Consider the following 23,518-nt stretch of genomic DNA (forward strand, 5'->3'; position numbering starts at 1 on the left):
CCACGCGTGGCAGCGACAGCAGCGTCCATCCACCTGCGCATCGCCGAGGAGCTCGGCGTCGCCGACCGGCAAGTCCGGGCGGCGGTCGAGCTCCTGGACGGCGGCGCGACCGTGCCGTTCGTCGCGCGGTACCGCAAGGAGGTGACCGAGGGCCTGGACGACGAGCAGCTGCGCACCCTGGAGGAGCGCCTGCGCTACCTGCGGGAGCTGGAGGAGCGGCGCGAGGCGATCCTGGAGTCGATCCGCGGTCAGGGCAAGCTGGACGACGCGCTGGAGGCGCAGATCCTCGCCGCGGACTCCAAGGCCCGGCTGGAGGACATCTACCTCCCCTACAAGCCCAAGCGCCGCACCAAGGCGATGATCGCGCGCGAGGCCGGGCTGGAGCCGCTGGCCGACGCGCTGCTGGCGGACGCGAGCCTGGACCCGACGGCCACCGCCGCCGGCTACGTCGACGCCGACAAGGGTGTGGCGGACGCGGCGGCCGCGCTGGACGGGGCGCGCTCCATCCTGGTCGAGCGCTTCGGCGAGGACGCCGACCTGATCGGCGCGCTGCGGGAGCGGATGTGGAGCTCCGGGCGGCTGACGTCCAAGGTCCGCGAGGGCAAGGAGGAGGCCGGGGCGAAGTTCGCCGACTACTTCGACTTCGCCGAGCCGTTCACCGCGCTGCCGTCGCACCGGATCCTGGCGCTGCTGCGGGGAGAGAAGGAGGAGATGCTCGACCTCACCTTCGACCCCGAGTCGGAGGACCCGGACCCCGGCGCGCCGGTGACGCAGACCGGGTATGAGGTGCGGATCGCCAAGAACTTCGGGATCCCGTCCCCCACCGCGCCCGGCGCCGGGGTGAAGTGGCTCAACGACACCGTCCGCTGGGCCTGGCGGACCCGGATCCTGGTCCGGCTGGCCGTCGACGTGCGGATGCAGCTGTGGACGCTGGCCGAGGACGAGGCGGTGCGGGTCTTCGCCGCCAACCTGCGCGACCTGCTGCTGGCGGCGCCGGCCGGGACGCGGGCGACGATGGGGCTGGACCCGGGGTACCGGACCGGGGTGAAGGTGGCCGTGGTCGACGCCACCGGCAAGTCGGTCGCCACCGACGTGATCTATCCGCACGTGCCGCACAACAAGTGGACGGAGTCGCTGGGCAAGCTGGCGACCCTGGCCAAGGCGCACAACGTCGAGCTGATCGCCATCGGCAACGGGACCGCCTCGCGCGAGACCGACAAGCTGGCCTCGGAGCTGGTGGCGGCGATGCCGGAGCTCAAGCTGACGAAGATCGTGGTCTCCGAGGCCGGGGCGTCGGTCTACTCGGCCTCGGCGTACGCGACGCAGGAGCTGCCGTCGATGGACGTCTCGCTGCGCGGCGCGGTGTCGATCGCGCGCCGGCTCCAGGACCCGCTGGCCGAGCTGGTGAAGATCGACCCCAAGAGCATCGGCGTCGGGCAGTACCAGCACGACCTGGCCGAGGGGAAGCTGTCGCGGTCGTTGGACGCGGTGGTCGAGGACTGCGTGAACGCGGTCGGGGTCGACGTCAACACCGCTTCCGCGCCGCTGCTGACGCGGGTGTCGGGCATCGGGTCGTCGCTGGCCGACAACATCGTGGCCTACCGGGACGCGAACGGGCCGTTCGCGACGCGCGGGGCGATAAAGGATGTGCCGCGGCTGGGCGCGAAGGCGTTCGAGCAGTGCGCGGGCTTCCTGCGGATCCCCGGCGGGGACGACCCGCTGGACGCCTCGTCGGTGCACCCGGAGTCGTATCCGGTGGTGCGGCGGATCCTGACCGCCACCGGCGCCGGGATCAAGGAGCTGATCGGCGACACCAAGACCCTGCGGGCGCTGAAGCCGACCGAGTTCGCCGACGAGAAGTTCGGTGTGCCGACGGTGACGGACATCCTGGCGGAGCTGGAGAAGCCGGGGCGGGACCCGCGGCCGGCCTTCAAGACGGCCACGTTCAAGGAGGGGGTCGAGAAGATCGGCGACCTCCAGCCGGGGATGATCCTGGAGGGCGTGGTGACGAACGTCGCCGCGTTCGGGGCGTTCGTGGACGTCGGCGTCCACCAGGACGGCCTGGTGCACATCTCGGCGCTGTCGAAGACGTTCGTGAAGGACCCCCGGGACGTGGTGAAGCCGGGGGACGTGGTCCGCGTGAAGGTGCTGGACGTCGATGTGCCGCGCAAGCGGATCGCGTTGACGCTGCGGCTCGACGACGAGGCGGGCGCCGGAGGCGCCGGAGGGCCGGGCCGGCAGCGGCAGTCGGGCGAGAACAGCGGCACCGGCGGCGGAGGCGGCGGAGGCGGCGGCCGGGGGCGCGACGGGCGCGGTGGCGGCGGCAACGACCGGCGTGGGGGCCAGGGCGGCGGCGGCAACGACCGGCGCGGCGGCCAGGGCGGCGGCGGTCACGGCGGTGGCAGTGGCGGTGACCGGCGCGGCGGGAGCGAGCCGCAGGGGGCTTTGGCGGACGCGTTGCGGCGGGCCGGGCTGGCGTAGCGGCCCGGCGGCCTTGGCGGCGTAGCGGTCTAGCAGACTAGCGGCGTAGCCGGGCCGGACGCCGGTGAGCTGTCGGCGCCCGCTGGAGACCTCGGTCTCCAGCGGGCGCTTTCGTCGTCTTCCCGCTTCCCCCTACTGCCCCGCCAGTTCCTCGATCACCGGCTCCAACGCCGTCAGGTCGTCGACCAGGAACGAGCTGATCCCCAGCGTCTCCCGCAGGGCCACGATCTTGTCCGCGATCTCCCGCGTGCTCCCGATGAACACGTGCGGCGACTCCAGAACCTCGTCGAACGTCAGCTCCACGCCGGTCCTGGTCCGGATCTGGTCGACGCGCCGCTGCACCTCGCCCCGGGTGTCGCCGGTGACCACGATCGGCCCGCCCGTGGGATAGGTGTTGAGCTCGATCTCGTCGAACCGGTCGCCGGCGGCCTCGCGGATCCAGCCGATCTTCTCCTCCGTCGCCGCCACCGTGATGCTCGGGGCGTCGAGCCCGGGCTCGTCGCCGGGGATGATGCGCGGCGCCAGCCCGATGATCTGGGCCTCCCGGCCGGCGAGCGTGAGCAGACGCTTGCCCCCGCCGCCGACGAAGAACGGCGGATGCGGGCGCTGGACCGGCGCGGGCGCGGCGTCGAAGTCGGTGATCGTGTAGTGCTCGCCGCTGAAGGAGAACGGTCCCTCGGCGAAGCAGCCCTTGAGGATGGTGATCGCCTCGGCCAGCCGCTTCAGCCGGACGCCGACCGGCTCGAACGGGATGCCGATGGCGTCGTGCTCGGGCTTGTTCCAGCCCGCGCCGATGCCGATGTCGAGGCGGCCGCCGGACAGGGCGTCCAGGGTCGCCAGCTCCTGGGCCAGCACGGCCGGGTGGCGCAGGCAGACGTTGAGGACGAACGTCCCCACCCGCAGCCGCTCCGTGGCGGCCGCGACGGTGGCCAGCGGCAGCAGCGGGGCGGGGTACATGAGGTGGTCCGGGATCACGAAGCTGTCGCAGCCGATCGCTTCGGCGCGGCGCGCCAGCTCGGGCAGTTTCGCGAGGTCGTTGGTGTCGTCGAAGGTAGCCAGGAAGCGGAATGGGCGCATGGCGGCCATCATTGCAGGATCCTGACGGACTGCGGCGGGAGATCGGCGGCTCGCGCGAGCCGGCGACACGGACCGGCGACACGGACCGGCGACACGGACCGGCGACACGAGCCGCCGACGCGGCCCGTCAGCCGTTGACGCTGCCCCAGAACCGGAACAGGTGGTACCCCCAGAACTGGCCGTCGGTCGGCACGTGCCCGGCGAGGATGTCCTGGGTCCAGTTGGCGATGAAGTTCCGGTCCGGGCCCAGGGCGTAGAGCAGGGCGAAGACGATCAGGATGCCGTAGGGCGCGATCTGGGCCGCCATCCGGCGCCACTCGTGGCTCAGGAACGGCTCGATGATGCCGTAGCCGTCCAGGCCGGGGATCGGCAGCAGGTTCAGTATCGCGCTGGCGACCTGGATGTAGGCCAGGAAGGTCAGCGCGGACCAGAAGGCCGCGTGGTCGGGGGCGGAGGGGCTGTAGATCCAGCCCGGGCCCCAGACGTCCAGCACGACCAGCAGCACCGCGGAGAAGACCACGTTGACGGCCGGGCCGGAGGCGGAGACCAGCGAGTCCTTCCACTTGCCGCGCAGGCGGTGCGACTCGATCGACACCGCGCCGCCGGGCAGTGGCAGGCCGCCGATCAGGAGGAAGAACAGCGGCAGGACGAACGTCAGGACCGGGTGGCCGTAGACGCGGGGGTCCAGCCGGAGGTAGCCCTTGCCGGCCACGGTGTGGTCGCCGCCCCAGTAGGCGGCCGCGGCGTGCATGAACTCGTGCAGGCACAGCGAGATCAGCCAGCCGCAGAGGACGAAGATGAACACGCCCGCGCGGTCGCTGCCGAAGCCGCGGTAGAGCGCCACGCCGCTGGCCGCGGTGCCGGCGACGAGGCCCAGGAAGATCGGCGAGATCGGTCCGCCGCGCGCCCGCTGCGACCAGTCGGGGCGGTACTCGCCGGCCACCAGGCGCAGATTGTTGCGGGCCATGTGCTTCACTCACCTCGGCATTCGGCGGGAGCCGGGGCCTCCCGCTGATCGGTGCGGGAGGTTGGGCCCGCCGCGCCATCGTAGGCGCTCTGTCCGGACAACGAGGCGGGACCGTCAAAGGATCCCGCCTCGCCGCGGTGCGCTGGACCGTCGCCGAGCCGGTTGCCGAGCCGTCGCCGAGCCGCGGCTGCACCACCGCTGTACCGCCGCTGTGCTGTGCCGGACGTGCCGTTGCCGTGCCGCGATCGTGCCGCCGCAGTGCCGCAGTGCCGCAGTGCCGCGGTCTGCCGGCCGATCCGCCGCGGTACCGCCGCCCCGCACCGGGTCAGAGCTGCCCGACCTCCGTGACGGTCACCACAGCGGTCCCGGCCTCGTCGCTCGCGGCCAGGTCCACCTCGGCGCTGATGCCCCAGTCGTGGTCGCTGTCCGGGTCGTCGAAGATCTGCCGGACCTGCCACGTGCCGGGCCGGCCCTCGGGCTTCTCGTCGATGATCAGCAGCTTCGGGCCGCGGGCGTCGGGGCCGGTCCCGAGGTCGTCGTGGGCCTCGAAGTAGTCCTCGATCGCGTAGTACCAGCGCTCCGAGTCGAATCCCGAGCCCGCGTCCAGCTCCCCGAGGTCGTCGTACTTCTTCAGGGCGAACAGCTCCACGCGGTGGAACAGCTCGTTGCGGACCATGACGCGGAACGCGCGCGCGTTGGCGGTGACCGGCGGCGGGCGCTCGTCGAAGTTGTGCGGCGAGATGGCGGGCGTCTCCTCGCCGGGGTTGACCAGCTCCTCCCACTCGTCGAGCAGGGAGGAGTCGACCTGGCGCACCAGCTCGCCGAGCCACTCGATGAGGTCGTTGACCTCGTCGTTGCGCATCTCCTCGGGCATCGTGTGCTTCAGCGCCTTGTACGCGTCGGCGAGGTAGCGCAGCAGGAGGCCTTCGGAGCGCGGGAGCGTGTAGAGGCTCACGTACTCCGCGAACGTCATGGCGCGCTCGAACATGTCGCGCGCCACGGACTTCGGGGCGACCTCGTAGTCGGCGACCCAGGGGGAGCTGCGCTTGTAGACGTCGTAGGCCGCGTAGAGGAGCTCCTCCAGCGGCTTGGGATACGTGACCTTCTCCAGGAGCTCCATCCGCTCCTCGTACTCGATCCCGTCGGCCTTCATCTGCGCGACCGCCTCGCCGCGCACCTTGTTCTGCTGCGCCGACAGCACCTGGCGCGGGTTGTCCAGCGTGGACTCGATGACCGACAGCGCGTCCAGCGCGTAGGTGGGCGACTCCGGCTCCAGCAGCTCCAGCGTGGCCAGCGCGAACGGCGACAGCGGCTGGTTCAGCGCGAAGTCGAACTGCAGGTCGCGGGTCAGGCGCACGACGCGGCCCTGCTCGTCCGGCTCGTCCAGGCGCTCCACGATGCCGGCGGCCAGCAGCGCCCGGTAGATCGCGATGGCCTTGCGGATCAGCTTCAGCTGGGACTTGCGGTCCTCGTGGTTGTCCTCCAGCAGGTGCCGCATCGCCTGGAACGCGTCCCCGGGGCGGCTGATGACGTTCAGCAGCATGGCGTGGCTGACCTGGAAGCTGGACGTCAGCGGCTCGGGCTCGGCGGAGATCAGCCGCTCGAAGCTGGGCCGGCCCCAGGACACGAAGCCCTCGGGCGCCTTGACCCGCACCACCCGGGACAGCTTCTTCTTGTCGCCGCCGGCCTTGGCCACCCGCTTGGAGTTCTCGACCTCGTGCTCGGGGGCCTGCGCCACCACGTAGCCGGCGCTGTCGTAGCCGGCGCGCCCGGCGCGGCCCGCGATCTGGTGGAACTCGCGGGCCTTGAGCTGCCGGGTCTTCACGCCGTCGTACTTGGTCAGGCCGGTGAACAGCACGGTGCGGATGGGCACGTTGATGCCGACGCCCAGCGTGTCGGTGCCGCAGATCACCTTCAGCAGCCCGGCCTGCGCCAGCAGCTCCACCAGCCGCCGGTACTTCGGGAGCATGCCCGCGTGGTGCACGCCGATGCCGTGCCGGACCAGGCGCGAGAGGGTCTTGCCGAACCCGGCGGTGAACCGGAAGTTGCCGATCATGTCGGCGATCGCGGCCTTCTCCTCCTTCGTGCAGACGTTGACGCTCATCAGCGCCTGCGCCCGCTCGATGGCCGCGGCCTGGGTGAAGTGCACGACGTAGATCGGCGCCTGGTTGGTCTGGAGGAGCTCCTCCAGCGTCTCGTGCAGCGGCGTCTCTTTGTAGGAGTAGTACAGCGGCACCGGGCGCTCCCCGGACGAGACCACCGCCGTCGGCCGGCCGGTGCGCCGGGTCAGGTCCTTCTCGAACCGGGTGACGTCGCCGAGCGTCGCCGACATCAGGATGAACTGCGCGTTCGGCAGCTCCAGGATCGGCACCTGCCAGGCCCACCCGCGGTCCGGTTCGGCATAGAAGTGGAACTCGTCCATCACCACCTGGCCGAGGTCGGCCGTCGCCCCGTCCCGCAGCGCGTGGTTGGCCAGCACCTCGGCGGTGCAGCAGATGATCGGCGCGTTGGGGTTCACGCTGGCGTCGCCGGTGAGCATCCCGACCTTGTCGGCGCCGAACATCGCGCACAGCGCGAAGAACTTCTCGCTCACCAGCGCCTTGATCGGCGCGGTGTAGAACGTCCGCTGCTTGGGGTCCTCGCGGTAGCGGGCCAGCGCCGCGAAGTGCGCACCGGCCGCGACCAGCGACTTACCGCTGCCGGTGGGGGTGGACAGGATCAGGTTGGACCCGCTCACCACCTCGATCAGCGCCTCCTGCTGCGCCGGATAGAGGGTGATCCCCCGCTCGCCGGCCCATTCGCTGAAGGCGTCGAAGAGGGCGTCGGGGTCGTCGCGGTCCGGCAGGCGGTCGGTGAGGGTCATAGTGCCGTCAACTTTAGGCGCTCCGGTGCCCCGGTCGCGGTGCTGAGCCGGGCCGGGGTGCTATTCCGTACCGAAAGCGGCACCGCTTAAGCTCTCCTTCATGACCATCCCGGACCCGCCCGACGTCCCGACCGCCCCGGCCGAGCTGCAGGAGCAGCACGGGGTGGGCGAGCCGGACGGCTTCCGGCGGCTGTGGACGCCGCATCGGATGGCGTACATCAAAGGGGAGAACAAGCCCACCGGGCCCGATGCCGGGCAGGATCCGTTCTGCCGGATCCCGGCGCTGTCCGACGAGGACGGGCTGATCATCGCGCGCGGCGAGCTGGTCTACGCGGTGCTGAACCTGTATCCGTACAACGGCGGGCATCTGATGGTGGTGCCGTACCGGCACGTCGCCGACTACACGGACCTCACGGTGCCGGAGACCGCGGAGCTGGCCGAGTTCACCAAGCGGGCCATGGTCGCGGTGCGGGCGGCGTCCGGCGCGCAGGGCTTCAACATCGGGATGAACCAGGGCGACGTGGCCGGCGCCGGGATCGCCGCCCATCTGCACCAGCACGTGGTGCCGCGCTGGGGCGGGGACACGAACTTCATGCCGGTCGTCGGGCACACCAAGGTGCTGCCGCAGCTGCTGGGGGAGACCCGCAAGCTGCTGGCCGACGCCTGGCCCGCCGCCTCGTGAGCGGCTGTTCTTAGCGGGTTGACAACCCGGTCCCAGGCTGGCGAACGTTTGTGCGTGCTTTACCCTGAGAGAGAAGGGCAGCCGGAGCAGGGCCTGGTGGGGGCGGGATGAAGCTGAGGCCTTTTCTTGTTGTACTCGGTGTATGGCAGTCCGGCTCAGGCATCAGCAAAGGGAGGGCCAATGCGTGAGTCCAGGTTTGACAAGCCGGTGCTGATTTTCGACGGCGACTGCGGCTTCTGCACGCGCTCGGTCAACGTCTTCAAGCGCCTTCCGGTGGACGCGGACGTCACCGCGTACCAGTTCGCAGACCTCGCGTTGTACGGAACAACGGAGGAGCGGGCGTCCTACGAAGTGTTGTGGGTGGACCGCTCGGGTCAGGTCCACGGAGGCGCGCAAGCAATTGCGCGCCTTTTGGTTTCTGCGGGCGGTATTTATGCCGCCGCCGGGTGGCTCCTGCGCACGCCGCCGCTGCGCTGGCTCGCGGCCGGGGTATACCGGCTCATCGCCAACAACCGGCAGAAGATGCCGGGCGGCACCGCCGCGTGCGCGCTGCCGCCGGCCGCGCGGGAAAGCGGGATCGGCGCCTGACAGGCCGGTTCGGCTCGCTCGAACGTGCGCTTCGCCATGCGGAGCGCACGTTGCCAGGCGCCCGAGACCGACGGCTTCGCGGCTGATACCGACGGCTTCGCACCTGATACTGACGGCCGCGCGCCCGAGACCGACGGCCTCGGACCCGCCGCCGGGTCATGGCCGGCAGCGCCCCAGCAGCTGAGTGGCCACCGCCGGATTCCCGTTCATCGTCTCGACCGGCACGTCGCGCTCGCGCACTACTTCGAACCCTGACAGCAGGTCGTGCAGCCACTCGCGCTCGTGGTGCCGACACACCGCGCCGTCGCCGGTCTCGAACACGCCGTACCGGCCGAACCGGGCTTCGTGCTCGCCATAGCGCGTGACGTTCCGCGCGTCGCTCTGCAAGCAATAGTCGCTGAGATACAGCAGCCCGCCCGGCTTCACCACCCGCCGGATCTCCCCGACGATCCCGCGCTGGGCATCGCTGTCGGGGGCACAGGTCAGCACCGCGAACAGCAGCAGCGCGTCCACCGACGCGTCGGCGCGCGCCAGCCGCGGCGGGTCGTCGAGCACGGCGAACCGCGCGCCGGGCTGTTCCCGTCGGGCGCGCTCGATCAGCGGTGCCGAGACGTCGAAGCCCTCGATATCCGGGTAGCCGGCGGCCAGCAGTGCGCCGGCGAGCCGTCCGTATCCGCAGCCGTAGTCGACCACCGCGGCGTCCGGACCCAGCGAGCCGAGCCAGGCGAGGTCCAGCGGATGCCCGAAGGTCTTGGCAGTCCCGGCCTTGTTCCAGTAGTCGGTGCCCGCGGAATGTGTGTCCACGTTCGTGAGGATAGAGAAGCAGCAGCGCGGGCGGCGGTCGGCCGCGAAGCCGTCCGCCGCCCGCGCCGTCACGCGAGCCCGGGTCCCCGACTCACTCGTCGTGGGCGGCCTCGGCCTTGATCTTCGTCGCCAGCTGCGGCGGCATCGGCTCGTGCCCCAGGTAGGCGCGGGTGAACGTCCCGGTGCCGTGCGACAGCGAGCGCAGCTCGATCGCGTAGCGCCCGATCTCCACCTCCGGCGCGTCGGCCCGGATCATGGTGCGCCCGTTGTCGGTCGGCTCCGAGCCGGACACCCGGCCGCGCCGGGACGACAGATCGCCCATGATCGCGCCCACGTACTCGTCGGCGACGTGGATCTCCAGGCTGTCGACCGGCTCCAGCAGCAGGATGCCGGCCTTCGTGGCGGCGTCCTTCAACGCCAGGGCGCCGGCCGTCTGGAACGCCATGTCGCTGGAGTCCACCGAGTGGGCCTTGCCGTCGAACAGCGTCACCCGCAGGTCGATGACCGGGTAGCCGGCCATGACGCCGCGCTCCATCTGCGCGCGCACGCCCTTCTCCACCGAGGGGATGAAGTTCCTGGGCACCGCGCCGCCGACGACCTTGTCCACGAACTCGAAGCCGCTCCCGGCCGGGAGCGGCTCGACCTCGATGTCGCAGATGGCGTACTGGCCGTGGCCGCCGGACTGCTTCACATGCCGGCCGTGGCCCTTGGCCGCGCCGCCGAAGGTCTCCCGCAGCGAGATCCGGTGCGCGACCGGGTCCACCGCCACCCCGAACTTGTTCTTCAGCCGGTCCAGCACCAGGTCCATGTGGGCCTCGCCCATGCACCACAGCACCAGCTGCCGGGTCTCCGGGTTCATCTCCAGGCGCAGCGTGGCGTCCTCGGCGACCAGCCGGGACAGCGACTGCGCCAGCTTGTCCTCGTCGCTCTTGGCATGCGCGCGGATCGCGACCGGCAGCAGCGGGTCCGGCATCAGCCACTGCTCGATCAGCATCGGGTCGTCCTTGCCGGACAGCGTGTCGCCGCTCTCGGCGTGCAGCAGCTTGGCCACCGCGACGATGTCCCCGGCGATCCCGGCCTCGATCGCGCGCTGGGTCTTGCCCAGCGGGCTGGACAGCGCGCCGACCCGCTCGTCGACGTCGTGGTCGGCGTGCCCGCGGGACTCCTGGCCGTGCCCGGACACGTGCACCGGCAGGTCCGGGCGCAGCGTGCCGGAGAACACCCGGACCAGGCTGATCCGGCCGACATAGGGGTCGGTGGAGGTCTTCACCACCTCGGCCACCAGCGGACCGGCCGGGTCGCAGGTCAGCGGCCCCTTCGGCGCGCCCTCCGGGGTGGTGGCCGGCGGCACCTCGTGCTCCAGGGGGGAGGGGAAGGCCTTGGCCATCAGCTCCAGCAGCTCGATCGAGCCCAGGGCCGGCGGAGTGGCAACGGTCCCGGCGGCGATCGCCGAGTACGGCAGCACCGGGTAGAACGACCCCCGGGCCACCGCCTTCTCCAGGTCCTCGATCAGCACGTCGATGTCGAGGTCCTCGCCGCCCAGGTAGCGGTCCATGAGGGTCTCGTCCTCGCTCTCGGCGATGATCCCCTCGATCAGCGCGTTGCGCGCCTCCTCGATGCCCTCGACGTGCGCCTCCTCGGCGTCGCGCTCCTCGCGCTCGCCGCCGGAGTAGTCGTGGATCTTCTGGGTGAGCAGCCCGATGACGCCGCCCACGTGCTCCTCGTCGTCCAGCAGCGGCAGGTACAGCGGCTGCACGCCGTCGCCGAAGACCCGCTGGCAGATGGCCACCATCTCGTCGAAGTCGGCGCGCGCCGAGTCCAGCTTGGTGACCACCACGGCGCGCGGCATCCCGACCGCCGCGCACTCCTCCCACAGCAGGCGGGTGGAGCCGTCGACGCCGTCGGCGGCGGAGACCACGAACAACGCGGCGTCGGCGGCGCGCAGGCCGGCGCGCAGGTCGCCGACGAAGTCGGCGTAGCCGGGGGCGTCCAGCAGGTTGATCTTGACGCCCCCGAACTCCACCGGGGCCAGCGCCAGCGCCACCGAGCGCTGCTGCCGCTGCTCCACCTCGTCGAAGTCGGTGGTGGTGGTGCCCTCCTCGACCCGGCCGGGCCGGCTCACCGTGCCGGTGGCCGCCAGCAGCGACTCCACCAGCGTGGTCTTGCCGGCCCCGGTGTGCCCGACCAGCACCACGTTCCGGATCTGCTCGGGCCGGGAGGGCGCCGCCACCCTGCCGGCGGCCCCGGCATGACCGCCCTGTCCGCCTGATTTGTCCGCCATCGAGCGTGCTCCTCTTCCTGTGTCAGGGCGGCTCGTCCCCGAGCCGGAGCTGATCTTTCCAGACCGGGTCACGACACCGGGACGTCGGATGCGTGTACCGGCTGTACAGAATTCGTTACCCGGCCGTTCCTTGCAGCCAACTCCTATATGGGGGCCGCGACAAGGGGGCCGCGTCCGGCCGGTTCACGCCAGCCGGCGCAGCGTGGTGGCCGCGATCTCCTCCGAGACCAGGGTCTCGGCCCGCTCCGGGTTGCCCTCGGCGACCGCCGCGACCAGCGCCGCGTGCGCCCGGTGGCCCAGGTTCTCGTCGGCCCGGCCGCTGTCGCGGACCAGCGCGGTCAGGCCCGCGCGCAGGGCCGGGGCGAACTGCTCGAACAGCGCGGTGAGCACCGGGTTCCCGGCGGCCGCGACCACCGCGGTGTGCAGCGCGATGTCGGCGTCGATGAACTCCGCGTCGGAGCGGCGCGCGGCCCGCGTGCGGCGGTCCAGCGCGGCCTCCAGCGCCCTGACGTCGGCCTCGGTGCGGCGCTCGGCGGCCAGGCGCGCGGCCCGGGTCTCGATCATCATCCGGACCTCGTAGACGTCGGCGATCGCGGCCTTGCGCAGATGGTCCCCGAAATCCGCCCGTGACTCGGTGGCCAGCACGAACACCCCGGCGCCCTGCCGGGGCTGGAGCAGCCCCTCGCCGGCCAGCGCGCGGATCGCCTCGCGCACCGTGGAGCGGCCGACGCCCAGGCTGGCGGCCAGCGTGGTCTCGCCGGGCAGCTTGGTGCCGACCGGCCAGGAGCCGCCGGTGATCTGCGCGCGCAGCTGCTCGGCGGCCTGTTCCACCAGCGGGCTGGGCTGGATCGATCGGAGGGTCACGGCCCCAGTTCTACCACCGCGCGGGCAGAACTCAGCAACTCAGGTGCTCAGCTTGTCTGAGGAGTTGTGCTACGGTGCTGCCCATGACGCAGCAGTGGAGTCTTCTTCGCCGCCGCGGCGGGGCCTGACGCGATCGGCGGCCCCGCCGTGGCGCCCCGCCCGGCCGACGTTCCTTTTCTCAAATTCTTGTGAGGATCCTTCCGATGACCGGCGTCACCCCTTTCTGGAATCCGCAGCGGCCCAGCCCGATGCCCTCGCACCGCTACCGGAACGTGTTCGAGCGCGTGGACGTCCCGCTGCGCGAGCGGAGCTGGCCCGACAACCGCTTCACCGCCGCGCCGCTGTGGGTGCCGGTGGACCTGCGCGACGGCAACCAGGCCCTGGCCGAGCCGATGGACACCGCGCGCAAGACGAAGATGTTCGACTTGTTCGTCCGGATGGGCTACAAGGAGATCGAGGTCGCCTACCCCTCGGCCAGCCGGACCGACTTCGACTTCGTCCGCTCGCTGGCCGCCCGGCAGGCCGCCGGCGATCTGCCCGAAGACGTCGCGATCTCGGTGTTCACGCCGGCCCGGCCCGAGCTGATCGAGCGCACCTTCGAGTCCGTGGCCGGGATGTCCAACGTGCTGGTGCACCTGTACACCGCGACCGCGCCGGCCTGGCGGGACCTGGTGCTGCGCGGCAGCCGCGCGGACGTCAAAGCCCTGGTGGCGGACGCCGCCGAACTGGTCGCCAAGCTGGCCGACCGGCGCGGGCCGGACGCCGGGAGCATGCGCTTCGAGTTCTCCCCGGAGGTCTTCAACCTGACCGAGCCGGACTACGTGCTGGAGGTCTGCGACCGCGTCACCGAGATCTGGGACGCCTGCGCCGACCGGCCTGTGGTGCACAACCTGCCGGCCACCGTCGAGGTCGCCACCCCGAACATCTACGCCGACCAGATCGAGTACATGAGCCGGAACCTGGCCCGGCGCGAGCACGTCATCCTGTCCGTCCACCCGCACAACGACCGCGGCACCGGCGTGGCCTGCGCCGAGCTGGCGGTGCTGGCCGGGGCGCAGCGCGTCGAGGGCTGCCTGTTCGGCAACGGCGAGCGGACCGGCAACGTCGACCTGGTCACCCTGGGCCTGAACCTGCACGCCCAGGGCGTGGACCCGATGGTCGACTTCTCGGACATCGACGCGGTCAAGGCCGTGGTCGAGGAATGCAACCGCATCGAGGTCCACCCCCGGCACCCCTACGGCGGCGAACTCGTCTACACCGCCTTCTCCGGCACCCACCAGGACGCCATCAGCAAGGGCATGATCCACCACGCGGCGCGCGCCGCGGAGCTGGGCGTCGAGGCGTCGCAGGCGCCGTGGGACGTGCCCTACCTGCCGATCGACCCGGCCGATGTGGGGCGCAGCTACGAGGGCGTGATCCGGGTCAACAGCCAGTCCGGCAAGGGCGGAATGGCCTACCTGCTGCGCACCCACTACGGCATCGACCTGCCGAAGGACTTCCAGCCGGTGTTCTCGAAGGTGGTCCAGCGGGCCACCGACGAGCACGGCCGGGAGATGGAGCCGAAGGACTTGTGGGAGCTGTTCCGGGCGACGTATCTGGCGCCGGGGGAGGACGGGGCGTGGACGCTGGCCGAGTCGGCGTTCACCGAGCCGGAGCCCGGCGAGCACCGGGTGGCGGCGGTCCTGGTCCGGGCCGACGGGACCAAGGCGGAGGTCGCCGGCTCGGGGAACGGGCCGCTGTCCGCGCTGACCGCCGCGCTGGCCGAGGCCGGCGTGCCCATCGAGGTGGCGGACTACACCCAGCAGGCCGTGACCTCGGGCGTCGACGCGGCCGCCGCCTGCTACCTCCGGTGCCGCGCCGGCGGCCGGGAGGTGTGGGGCGTGGGCCTGGACACCTCGGTGCTGACGGCCACGGTCCGGGCGGCGCTGTCGGCGGTCAACCAAATGTTCGACTAGCGGGGAGAATCCCTACGGGTGGCGGGCTGGGGACCCCTTGTCCCGCCACCGTCGGTAATGGTGGAGGAAGGGCCCCCTATGATGGCCTCGCGGTCGGCTGGCCGCTGAACCACCCGCCCACCGACCCCGTACGGCTATTCATCAGGACGGTCATGCTCAACCGCTACGCGCGTGCCTTCTTCACCGCGATCTTCACCCCGACCGCCCGCTTCTTCCTGAAGGTCGGGATCAGCCCGGACGCGGTGACGCTGGTCGGCACCCTGGGCGTGATCGCCGGCGCGCTGTGCTTCTTCCCGCGCGGGTCGTTCTTCGTCGGCACCCTGGTCATCACCGCTTTCGTCTTCTCCGACCTGATCGACGGCACGATGGCGCGGATGAGCAAGCGCAAGGACAAGTTCGGGGCGTTCTGGGACTCCACGCTGGACCGGCTCGGCGACGCGGCCATCTTCGGCGGCCTGGCGTACTGGTTCGCGCGCGGCGGGGACCAGCCGGTGCTGTTCGTGGTGTGCCTGGCCTGCATGGGGCTGGGCGCGGTGGTGTCCTATGCGCGGGCCCGGGCCGAGGGCCTCGGCGTCGACGCGAACGTCGGCTACGTCGAGCGCAGCGAGCGGCTGGTCGGTTCGCTGGTGGCGACCGGCCTGGACGGGCTGGGCGTACCGTACGTGCAGGCGATCACGCTGTGGGCGATCGCCATCGGGTCCTTCATCACGCTGGTGCAGCGCGTCATGCTGGTCCGCAGGGAACTGCTGAAGGGGGAGGCGGTCGCGTGAGCGCGAAGGACCGGGTCGTCGGCTGGGGGTACGGGGCGGCTTGGTCCGCTGTGAAGCTGCTGCCCGAACGGGCCGCGTACAAGCTTTTCGACCGCGTCGCCGACCGGCTCTGGTCCAAGCGCACCGGCCAGGTCCGGCAGCTGGAGAAGAACCTGCTGCGGGTGCTCGGCAAGGACACTCCGGAGGCCGAGCTGCGGGCCACGTCGCGGCTGGCCATGCGGTCGGCGCTGCGGGTCTACTGCGAGCAGTTCCGCGCCCCGGTGTGGGATCGCGCGCGGGTCGTGGACAGCGTCGACTTCCCCGAGGCCGACCAGGCGATCCTGAAGGAGTCGCTGACCTCCGGTCGCGGAACCGTTCTCGCGCTGGGCCACACCGGCAACTACGACCACGCGGCCATGTGGCTCGTGGCCTTCACCGGTGAGGGATTCACCACCGTCGCCGAGCACCTCAAGCCGGAGGCGGTGGCCGAGAAGTTCCTGGACTACCGGCGCGGCCTGGGCATGGAGGTGCTGCCGCACGACGGCGGCCCGTCGGTGTTCGGCACGCTGGCCCGGCGGCTGCGGGCGGGCAAGACGGTGGCGCTGGTCGCCGACCGGGACCTGAGCGCCACCGGCGTGCAGGTGACGATGTTCGGCGAGGCGACGCGGATCGCCGCCGGACCGGCCGCGCTGGCGGTGCAGACCGGCGCGGCGCTGCTGCCGGTGCAGCTGTTCTATCCGGGCTACGCGAAGATGGCGGTCCGGGTCCTGCCCGAGATCCCGGTCCCGGCCGAGGGCAAGCGGCCCGAGAAGGTCGCCGTGATGTGCCAGCAGCTCGCTGACGCCTACGCCGCCGGGATCGCCGCGCACCCGACCGACTGGCACATGCTGCAGAAGTTCTTCCTCGCCGACCTCGATCCGGCCAAGGCGCCCAAGGCTGCCAAGGCCGCCGAGCCCGAGCAGGTCGCCGAGCCGGTGCGGACCGGCGAGCCCGAGCAGGTTGCCAAGCCGGTGCGGACCGCCGAGCCCGACCGCTCCGACGAACCGGACCAGCCCGAGAGCGCCGGGTCCGGGGAGGCGTCATGAAGATCGGCGTGGTCTGCCCCTACGCGTGGGACATCCCCGGCGGCGTGCAGAACCACGTCCGGGACCTGGCCGAGCACCTGATCCGGCTCGGCCACGAGCTCTCGGTGCTGGCCCCGGCCGACGACGAGGCCACGCTGCCGCCCTACGTCACGCACGCCGGCCGCGCCGTGCCGGTGCCGTACAACGGCTCGGTGGCCCGGGTGAACTTCGGCTTCCTGTCCGCCGCGCGGGTCCGGCGCTGGCTGCACGACGGCGACTTCGACGTCCTGCACGTGCACGAGCCCAGCTCGCCGAGCCTGTCGATGCTGGCCTGCTGGGCCGGCTCCGGGCCGATCGTGGCCACCTTCCACACCGCCAACCCGCGCTCGCGGGCGATGACCGTGGCCTACCCGATCCTCCAGCCGACGCTGGAGAAGATCAGCGCCCGCATCGCGGTGTCCGAATACGCGCGCCGCACGCTGGTGGAGCACCTCGGCGGCGACGCGGTGGTCATCCCCAACGGCGTCGACGTCGGCTTCTACGAGCGCGCCGAGCCCAAGCCGGAGTGGCAGACGCAGCCCGGTCAGGGCGGGACGCTGGCCTTCATCGGCCGGATCAACGAGTCCCGCAAGGGCTTGGCGACGCTGCTGGAGGCGTTCCCGGAGATCGCCGCCGCGCGGCCCGGCGTCCGGCTGCTGGTGCTCGGCGGCGGCGACATCGAGGAGGTCGCGGAGGACCTCCCGGCCGACGTGCGCGACCAGGTGGAGTTCCTGGGCCGGCTCTCCGACGAGGACAAGGCCCGGCTGCTGTCCAGCGTGGACGTCTACGTGGCGCCGAACCTGGGCGGCGAGAGCTTCGGCATCATCCTGGTCGAGGCGATGTCGGCCGGCGCGCCGGTGCTGGCCAGCGACCTGGACGCGTTCGGCCTGGTGCTGGAGGGCGGCCAGGTCGGGCGGATGTTCCCGACCGGCGACGCGCACGCGCTGGCCAAGGACGCCATCGAGCTGCTGGAGAACCCCGAGGAGCGGGCCCGCCTGGCCGAGGCGGCGGCGCTGGCGGTGCGCCGCTACGACTGGTCGGTGGTGGCCGCCGACCTGCTCGCCGTCTACGAGATGGTGACCACCGACCCGCTGGCGGTCGCCTCGGCCCCGGACATCGAAGCGCTGGCGGCCGGCGAGCTCGGCGCCGGGGAGCTGCTCGAACCCTGACCGGCGCCGAGCGGATCCGGCAGCCCGGTCACTCCTCGTCGTCGTCGGACAGCAGCCAGGCGATGCGCAGCTCCTCGGCGCCGGCGCGGAAGATCTCCATGAGCATCGCGCGCTCCGGGTCGTCCTCGGGAAGGTTGTAGGCGAGGGCGGCCTGGGCCGCGAGGATCTGCGGGCGGATGCCGACGGCGCAGCGCAGGTGCAGGGAGCGGCGGAACATGGCGATCCGCTCGTCGTCGTCGGCCTGCTTCCGGGCCGTGTGCCGGATGACGATCGACTCCAGCAGGAGGTCGCCGTTCGACAGGGCGATGTCGAAAGCCGTGTCGTAGTGCGGGGCCGCCGCGTCGAAGTCGGCGTCGACGTTGTCCAGCAGCACGGCCCAGTGGAACTCGGCCCAGCCACGCTGCGTCTCGTCCTGTGCGGCGGCGACCGCGGCCCGGTAGGAGGCCTCGGAGTCGGCGCGGTCCCCGGGGCGCGGATCGCGCCGGAACAACAGCCGGCTGTAGGTCATGCGGCCGTTGAGCAGCTGCGCGGTCCACGAGCCCGGGTCCAGCGCGGCGACGGCCTTCTCGGCCTCGTCGTGGTCCTCCATCCGGAAGAACCAGCGCTCGACGGCGATCTCGGCCCGCAGCGCGGCGTCGCCGTCCGGCCCCAGCACTCCGAGCGCGGCGTCCCAGTCCCCGGCCACGGACAGGCGGCGGGCTATGTAGGCGTCATCAGCTATCATGGCGCCTACAGTAGGTAGCGGCAATGTAGGCGGTCAAGTGCAATACGGTGACTACATAGGGAACGTGATCCGGCTCGCGGTGGAGCTCGCGAACACCGGCACGCTCGACCGGACCGGCGAGCTGGTCGGCGACTTCTTCGAAGAACACGAGATCACCCCACCCGGCGACGGCGCCTACGGCGACCTCCCGGACCTGGTGGGCGCGGCGCTCGCGCAGCTGGTCGACGGCGAGCCGCCGCAAGCCGTCCACCAGCTGCTGCGCGACTTCCCGCCGGAGATGCACCTGACGGACCACGACGGCCTCGGCGGCTGGCACATCCACTTCAGCCGCAACGGCACCGAGGCCCGGCGCTGGCTCGGCCAGCTCCTCGCGGCCGAACTCGCGCGGGTCGCGGCCGGCGACCCCGCCGTGACCCTGGGCCGCTGCGGCGCCGCCGGCTGCGGCAACTACTTCGTCGACCAGTCCCGTAACCGCACCCGCCGCTTCTGCTCCAACGCCTGCGCGAGCCGGACCACGGTGGCCGCCTACCGCGCGCGAACCGCGAAGGAGTGAAAGGAGTGAGCGGGCCCCGATCAGCCGGATCAGTCGGATCAGGCTTCTTCGCCCGCGAGGCCGGGCCACAGCTCGGGCACCGGACTCCGGCGAACCACTCGATCCGGTCGTCGACGAGGCGATCCCCGGCGGAACGGCCGAGTCTCCGCCGCAACGGCCGCAGTCCTCGGGCGGTCGGCCGAGTAGCGCGCTCATTAACGCCCGGCGCCTTCGACCGCCCCGGCCCACTAGGCTGACCAACCGTGTCCGTCCTCGTCTACGCCGCAGCGGTCGTCCTGCTCATCGGCGTCTACCTCACCTGGACCGCGAACCGTCTCGACCGGCTGCACACCCGGCGCGACGGCGCGTGGGCCGCGCTGGACGCGCAGCTGGTGCGGCGGGCCTCGGTGTCGCTGGACCTGGCGGCCTCCCGGCTGCTGGATCCGGCCGCGTCGATCCTGCTCGACGACGCCGCGCACACGGCGCGGGAAGCGTCCGCCGAGTCGCGCGACCTCGCGGAGACCAATCTGACGCGGGTGCTGCGCGACGTCTTCGAGGATCCCAAGGAGAGCCTCGCGCTCAAGGAACGGCCCGGGGGCGGCGCGCTGCTGACCGAGCTGGACTCCTCCTGCCGCCGGGTCCAGCTCGCGCGGCACTTCTACAACGACGCCGTCCGAGTCACCTGGGTGCTGCGCCGGCAGCGGCTGGTGCGGTTGTTCCGGCTCGCCGGGCACGCGCCGTTCCCGCAGACCTTCGAGATGGACGACGAGGAACCCGTGGGCCTGCGGGGCATGGCCGCGGGGTAGCGCCCGATGCGGCGGCGCGCGGTAAGGGGCGCCCCGCCTGTAAGGAGCGTCACTGAGCAGCGCTTCTGACCGGTCCCAGGTGTCGCAAGCCGCCTCACCGTCCACTCCCGCATCCTGACCTGGCCAGATTGTCAGGTGGATCACGCTTGCGCGCCGTCTAGGATGGTGCCTCGGGAGCAGTCCGCTCATCCGAAGAATTCTTCCCTTGTGAGGTCACCCGTGTCCGCGAACGAGAACACCGCGCCCGAAGTCGGCACCGCCCGCGTCAAGCGCGGCATGGCCGAGATGCTCAAGGGCGGCGTGATCATGGACGTCGTCACCCCCGAGCAGGCGAAGATCGCCGAGGACGCCGGCGCCGTGGCCGTGATGGCGCTGGAGCGCGTGCCGGCCGACATCCGCAAGGACGGCGGCGTGGCCCGGATGAGCGACCCGGACATGATCGACGGGATCATCGAGGCGGTCTCCATCCCGGTCATGGCCAAGGCCCGGATCGGCCACTTCGTCGAGGCCCAGGTCCTCCAGGCCCTCGGCGTCGACTACATCGACGAGTCCGAGGTCCTCACCCCGGCCGACGAGACCCACCACGTCGACAAGTGGGCGTTCACCGTCCCCTTCGTCTGCGGCGCCACCAACCTGGGCGAGGCCCTGCGCCGGATCGCCGAGGGCGCGGCGATGATCCGCTCCAAGGGCGAGGCCGGCACCGGCAACGTCGTGGAGGCCACCCGCCACATGCGGCAGCTGCGCAGCGAGATCAAGAAGCTGGGCACCCTGGACGAGTCCGAGCTGTTCCTGGCCGCCAAGAACCACCAGGCCCCGTACGAGCTGGTCAAGGAGGTCGCGACCACCGGCAAGCTGCCGGTCGTGCTGTTCACCGCCGGCGGCATCGCCACCCCGGCCGACGCCGCGATGATGATGCAGCTCGGCGCCGAGGGCGTGTTCGTCGGCTCCGGCATCTTCAAGTCCGGCGACCCGGAGAAGCGCGCCAAGGCCATCGTCGAGGCCACCACCCACTTCGAGGACGCGGACCTGATCGCCAAGGTCTCCCGCAACCTCGGCGAGGCGATCGTCGGCATCAACATCGACACGCTGCCGGCCGAGCAGCGCTACGCCTCCCGCGGCTGGTGAGCGGTACGGGGACGCGGGGACACACAGGGATACAGGGGAACAGCACCGGATGAGCGACAAGACGATCGGCGTGCTCGCGCTGCAAGGAGACTTCCGCGAGCACGCCGCGTCCCTGAAGGCGATCGGCCAGACCCCGGTCCTCGTGCGCCGTCCGCACGAGCTGGAGCAGGTCGACGCCCTGATCGTCCCGGGCGGGGAGTCCACCGCGATGTGGAAGCTCGCCACCACGGCCGAGATGTTCGAGCCGGTCCGCAAGCGGGTCGCCGAGGGCCTGCCGGTCTTCGGCACCTGCGCCGGCATGATCATGATGGCCGACCGGATCGTGGACGCCGCGGCCGGTCAGCAGACCTTCGGCGGACTCCCGATCACCGTGCGCCGCAACGCCTTCGGCCGGCAGACCGAGTCCTTCGAGGAGCCGATCAGCTTCACCGGTATCGGTGAACTGACCGGCGTGTTCATCCGCGCGCCCTGGGTCGAGGACGTCGAAGCGGGTGTCGAGGTGCTGGCACGCGTCACCAGTGGCCCCGCCACCGGTAGGATCGTCGCGGTCCGGCAGGGCAACCTGCTGGCGACGTCCTTCCATCCGGAGCTGACCGCGGACACCCGGGTCCACGAATACTTCGTGGACATGGTCCGCGGCTCGGCCTGAATGAATTTTCGTAGTTAGGGAGCAGGGGTAATGTCCGGCCACTCCAAATGGGCGACCACCAAGCACAAGAAGGCGGTCATCGACGCCAAGCGCGGCAAGCTGTTCGCCCGGCTGATCAAGAACATCGAAGTCGCCGCCAAGACCGGCGGTGGAGATGTCACAGGCAACCCCACACTCTTCGACGCGGTCCAGAAGGCCAAGAAGAACTCGGTGCCGGCCGACAACATCGACCGCGCGGTCAAGCGCGGCTCCGGCGCCGAGGCCGGCGGCGCCGACTGGCAGACCATCATGTACGAGGGCTACGGCCCGAACGGCGTGGCGGTGCTGATCGAGTGCCTCACCGACAACCGCAACCGCGCCGCCTCCGAGGTCCGGGTCGCCATGACCCGCAACGGCGGCTCGATGGCCGACCCCGGCTCGGTGGCGTACATGTTCACGCGCAAGGGCGTGGTCATCGTCCCCAAGGCCGGCCCGCTGTCCGAGGACGACATCCTGGGCGCGGTCCTGGACGCCGGCGCCGAAGAGGTCAACGACCTCGGCGAGGCCTTCGAGGTGGTGAGCGAGGCCGCCGACCTGATCCCGGTGCGCTCGGCGCTCCAGGAGGCCGGCATCGACTACGAGTCGGCCGAGTCCTCGTTCCTGCCCTCGGTCCAGGTGCCGCTGGACGAGGACGGCGCGCGCAAGGTCTTCCGGCTCATCGAGGCCCTCGAGGACAGCGACGACGTCCAGAACGTCTACGCCAACTTCGACGTCTCCGACGAGGTCATGGAAAAGATCGACGCTTAATCGGGAGTTCCGCGCCAGTTTTTCCGGTATAAGGGTTCGAGCCTGTTGTTGGGGTTCGAACCCTTATATGGTTTCCGCCATGGAAATCGTCGAGCACAGCCCGTCGGACGGCATATACGCCCCCGTGGGCGGTGAATACGCACATGCCGCTGAAGTGCGCAATCCCACTCGTTTCCTTTACACCTCCGGCACGATGGGCCTGGACCCCGAGGGCGTCGCGGGCCAGGACATCAAGGCCCAGATCGGTCTGGTCTGGGACAACCTGCGGCGGCTGCTGGCCGCCGCGGACATGACCGTGGACAACGTGGTCCGGGTCGTGCAGTACATCCGGGACGTCGATTACGACGAGCCGGTCAGCCGGGCCCGGGTGGACGCCCTGGGCGGCCGCCTGGTGCCGACCATCATGATGTGCGCCCAGACCCTGGTCCCGGAATGGCTGGTCGAAGTGGAGATCATCGCCGCCGCGTGACCCGCGGCTCCGCCCTGTTCCGCCCTGTTCCACCCCGTCCGACCCCTGAGTCCGCCCCGGGAACCGCCCCGGAAACGAAGCCGGGCCCGCCGCACGCGGCCCGGCTTCGTCGTTCCTGTCCGCCCGCGCCGCTAGGCTTCGGCGGAAGGGAACTGCTGTTTCAGCCATCGGAGAGGTCGGGCGCGCGTGCGGGTGCTGGGGGTCGATCCGGGGCTGACCCGCTGCGGCGTCGGCGTGGTCGAGGGCACGCCCGGGCGGCCGCTGACCCTGATCGGGGTCGGAGTGGTGCGCACCCCGCCGGACCTGGACCTGGCCCAGCGGCTGTTGCGGATTGAGATCGGGCTGGAGGAGTGGTTCGAGGAGCACCGCCCGGAGGCGGTGGCCGTCGAGCGGGTGTTCAGCCAGCACAACGTGCGCACCGTCATGGGCACGGCCCAGGCCAGCGCGGTGGCGATGCTGGTGGCCGCGCGCCGCGGACTGCCGGTGGCGCTGCACACCCCCAGCGAGGTCAAGGCCGCGATCAGCGGCTCGGGCCGGGCCGACAAGGACCAGGTGGCCGCCATGGTGGCCCGGGTGCTGCGGCTGGCCGAGCCGCCCAAGCCGGCCGACGCCGCGGACGCCGCGGCCCTGGCGATCTGCCACATCTGGCGCGGCACGGCGCAGAACCGGCTCGCGGCCGCGATCGCGAAGCAGCGGTGAGCCCGGGGATGCCCGAGAATCGCACCAGGACCGGTCGGGTGTACGGGTCCGCGAACGGGTACCCGGACGCGGGCACGATCGCGGTCGGCGGCGGCCCGGCCGACGGTTCCCGAGGGAACGGGAACGGCAGCACAGTCAGCACAGT

At 71.4% G+C, this 23,518-nt stretch carries 21 protein-coding genes; 14 read left to right on the forward strand and 7 right to left on the reverse strand.

Annotated elements, in window-relative coordinates:
• Window positions 1–6: 6 nt before the first annotated feature.
• Window positions 7–2,481: a Tex family protein gene (locus ABD481_RS34525; RefSeq protein WP_344670039.1), complete on the forward strand. Its 2,475-nt coding sequence runs from the start codon at window positions 7–9 to the stop codon at window positions 2,479–2,481.
• 132 nt (window positions 2,482–2,613) lie between these two features.
• Here the strand turns inward: ABD481_RS34525 and ABD481_RS34530 are convergent, their stop codons facing one another.
• The 3 genes from ABD481_RS34530 to ABD481_RS34540 form a co-directional block, all read right to left on the reverse strand.
• Window positions 2,614–3,558: a TIGR03621 family F420-dependent LLM class oxidoreductase gene (locus ABD481_RS34530; protein ID WP_344670040.1), complete on the reverse strand. Its 945-nt coding sequence runs from the start codon at window positions 3,556–3,558 to the stop codon at window positions 2,614–2,616.
• Window positions 3,559–3,685: 127 nt separating this feature from the next.
• Window positions 3,686–4,525, reverse strand: coding sequence for a site-2 protease family protein (locus ABD481_RS34535; RefSeq protein WP_344670041.1), 840 nt, complete (start codon window positions 4,523–4,525; stop codon window positions 3,686–3,688).
• Window positions 4,526–4,850: 325 nt separating this feature from the next.
• Window positions 4,851–7,388 carry a DEAD/DEAH box helicase gene (locus ABD481_RS34540; RefSeq protein WP_344670042.1) on the reverse strand — a complete coding sequence of 846 codons (2,538 nt, stop codon included), beginning with the start codon at window positions 7,386–7,388 and terminating at the stop codon, window positions 4,851–4,853.
• Between the two features lie 100 nt (window positions 7,389–7,488).
• Between ABD481_RS34540 and ABD481_RS34545 the strand changes: the two genes are divergently transcribed.
• Window positions 7,489–8,070 (forward strand): HIT family protein, encoded by a 582-nt coding sequence (locus ABD481_RS34545; RefSeq protein WP_344670043.1) that lies wholly within the window; start codon window positions 7,489–7,491, stop codon window positions 8,068–8,070.
• Between the two features lie 180 nt (window positions 8,071–8,250).
• Window positions 8,251–8,658: a thiol-disulfide oxidoreductase DCC family protein gene (locus ABD481_RS34550; protein WP_344670044.1), complete on the forward strand. Its 408-nt coding sequence runs from the start codon at window positions 8,251–8,253 to the stop codon at window positions 8,656–8,658.
• Window positions 8,659–8,814: 156 nt separating this feature from the next.
• Here the strand turns inward: ABD481_RS34550 and ABD481_RS34555 are convergent, their stop codons facing one another.
• The 3 genes from ABD481_RS34555 to ABD481_RS34565 all read right to left on the reverse strand — a co-directional run bounded on the left by ABD481_RS34555 (window position 8,815) and on the right by ABD481_RS34565 (window position 12,607).
• Complete coding sequence (locus tag ABD481_RS34555) at window positions 8,815–9,462, reverse strand: class I SAM-dependent methyltransferase (protein WP_344670045.1); 648 nt, start codon at window positions 9,460–9,462, stop codon at window positions 8,815–8,817.
• Window positions 9,463–9,553: 91 nt separating this feature from the next.
• Window positions 9,554–11,743: an elongation factor G-like protein EF-G2 gene (locus tag ABD481_RS34560; RefSeq protein ID WP_344670046.1), complete on the reverse strand. Its 2,190-nt coding sequence runs from the start codon at window positions 11,741–11,743 to the stop codon at window positions 9,554–9,556.
• Window positions 11,744–11,926: 183 nt separating this feature from the next.
• A complete protein-coding gene (locus tag ABD481_RS34565; RefSeq protein WP_344670047.1) occupies window positions 11,927–12,607 on the reverse strand; it encodes a FadR/GntR family transcriptional regulator in 681 nt (226 codons plus the stop codon).
• 203 nt (window positions 12,608–12,810) lie between these two features.
• Here ABD481_RS34565 and leuA point away from each other — a divergent pair, with 203 nt between their 5' ends.
• The 4 genes from leuA to ABD481_RS34585 all read left to right on the forward strand — a co-directional run bounded on the left by leuA (window position 12,811) and on the right by ABD481_RS34585 (window position 17,583).
• Window positions 12,811–14,562, forward strand: a complete 1,752-nt coding sequence (gene leuA / locus ABD481_RS34570) for a 2-isopropylmalate synthase (RefSeq protein ID WP_344670048.1) — start codon at window positions 12,811–12,813, stop codon at window positions 14,560–14,562.
• 152 nt (window positions 14,563–14,714) lie between these two features.
• Window positions 14,715–15,332 (forward strand): phosphatidylinositol phosphate synthase, encoded by a 618-nt coding sequence (gene pgsA, locus ABD481_RS34575; RefSeq protein WP_344670049.1) that lies wholly within the window; start codon window positions 14,715–14,717, stop codon window positions 15,330–15,332.
• On the forward strand, window positions 15,329–16,396 hold the full coding sequence (locus ABD481_RS34580) for a phosphatidylinositol mannoside acyltransferase (protein WP_344670050.1): 1,068 nt from the start codon (window positions 15,329–15,331) through the stop codon (window positions 16,394–16,396). The genes pgsA and ABD481_RS34580 overlap by 4 nt, the downstream gene beginning before the upstream one ends.
• A complete protein-coding gene (locus ABD481_RS34585; RefSeq protein ID WP_344670051.1) occupies window positions 16,393–17,583 on the forward strand; it encodes a glycosyltransferase family 4 protein in 1,191 nt (396 codons plus the stop codon). The genes ABD481_RS34580 and ABD481_RS34585 overlap by 4 nt, the downstream gene beginning before the upstream one ends.
• Before the next feature lie 28 nt (window positions 17,584–17,611).
• Here ABD481_RS34585 and ABD481_RS34590 read toward each other — a convergent pair whose 3' ends face one another.
• Window positions 17,612–18,307 carry a hypothetical protein gene (locus tag ABD481_RS34590; protein WP_344670052.1) on the reverse strand — a complete coding sequence of 232 codons (696 nt, stop codon included), beginning with the start codon at window positions 18,305–18,307 and terminating at the stop codon, window positions 17,612–17,614.
• Between the two features lie 37 nt (window positions 18,308–18,344).
• On the opposite strand from ABD481_RS34590, the gene ABD481_RS34595 reads away from it, so the two are divergent.
• From ABD481_RS34595 to ruvC, 7 genes are all read left to right on the forward strand, one after another.
• Window positions 18,345–18,860, forward strand: coding sequence for a CGNR zinc finger domain-containing protein (locus tag ABD481_RS34595; protein WP_344670053.1), 516 nt, complete (start codon window positions 18,345–18,347; stop codon window positions 18,858–18,860).
• 242 nt (window positions 18,861–19,102) lie between these two features.
• Window positions 19,103–19,645 (forward strand): LemA family protein, encoded by a 543-nt coding sequence (locus ABD481_RS34600; RefSeq protein WP_344670054.1) that lies wholly within the window; start codon window positions 19,103–19,105, stop codon window positions 19,643–19,645.
• Between the two features lie 219 nt (window positions 19,646–19,864).
• Window positions 19,865–20,770 carry a pyridoxal 5'-phosphate synthase lyase subunit PdxS gene (gene pdxS, locus ABD481_RS34605; RefSeq protein ID WP_344670055.1) on the forward strand — a complete coding sequence of 302 codons (906 nt, stop codon included), beginning with the start codon at window positions 19,865–19,867 and terminating at the stop codon, window positions 20,768–20,770.
• A gap of 49 nt (window positions 20,771–20,819) precedes the next feature.
• A complete protein-coding gene (gene pdxT, locus ABD481_RS34610) occupies window positions 20,820–21,419 on the forward strand; it encodes a pyridoxal 5'-phosphate synthase glutaminase subunit PdxT (RefSeq protein WP_344670056.1) in 600 nt (199 codons plus the stop codon).
• 30 nt (window positions 21,420–21,449) lie between these two features.
• On the forward strand, window positions 21,450–22,205 hold the full coding sequence (locus ABD481_RS34615) for a YebC/PmpR family DNA-binding transcriptional regulator (RefSeq protein WP_344670057.1): 756 nt from the start codon (window positions 21,450–21,452) through the stop codon (window positions 22,203–22,205).
• A 79-nt stretch (window positions 22,206–22,284) separates the two neighbouring features.
• Entirely contained in the window at window positions 22,285–22,674 is a 390-nt protein-coding gene (locus ABD481_RS34620; RefSeq protein ID WP_344670058.1) for a RidA family protein, read from the forward strand.
• Window positions 22,675–22,860: 186 nt separating this feature from the next.
• Window positions 22,861–23,373, forward strand: a complete 513-nt coding sequence (gene ruvC, locus ABD481_RS34625) for a crossover junction endodeoxyribonuclease RuvC (protein ID WP_344670059.1) — start codon at window positions 22,861–22,863, stop codon at window positions 23,371–23,373.
• Window positions 23,374–23,518: the final 145 nt, after the last annotated feature.

It is taken from the genome of Catenulispora yoronensis, from assembly GCF_039531695.1.
In the GTDB taxonomy this organism is placed as follows: Bacteria; Actinomycetota; Actinomycetes; order Streptomycetales; family Catenulisporaceae; genus Catenulispora; species Catenulispora yoronensis.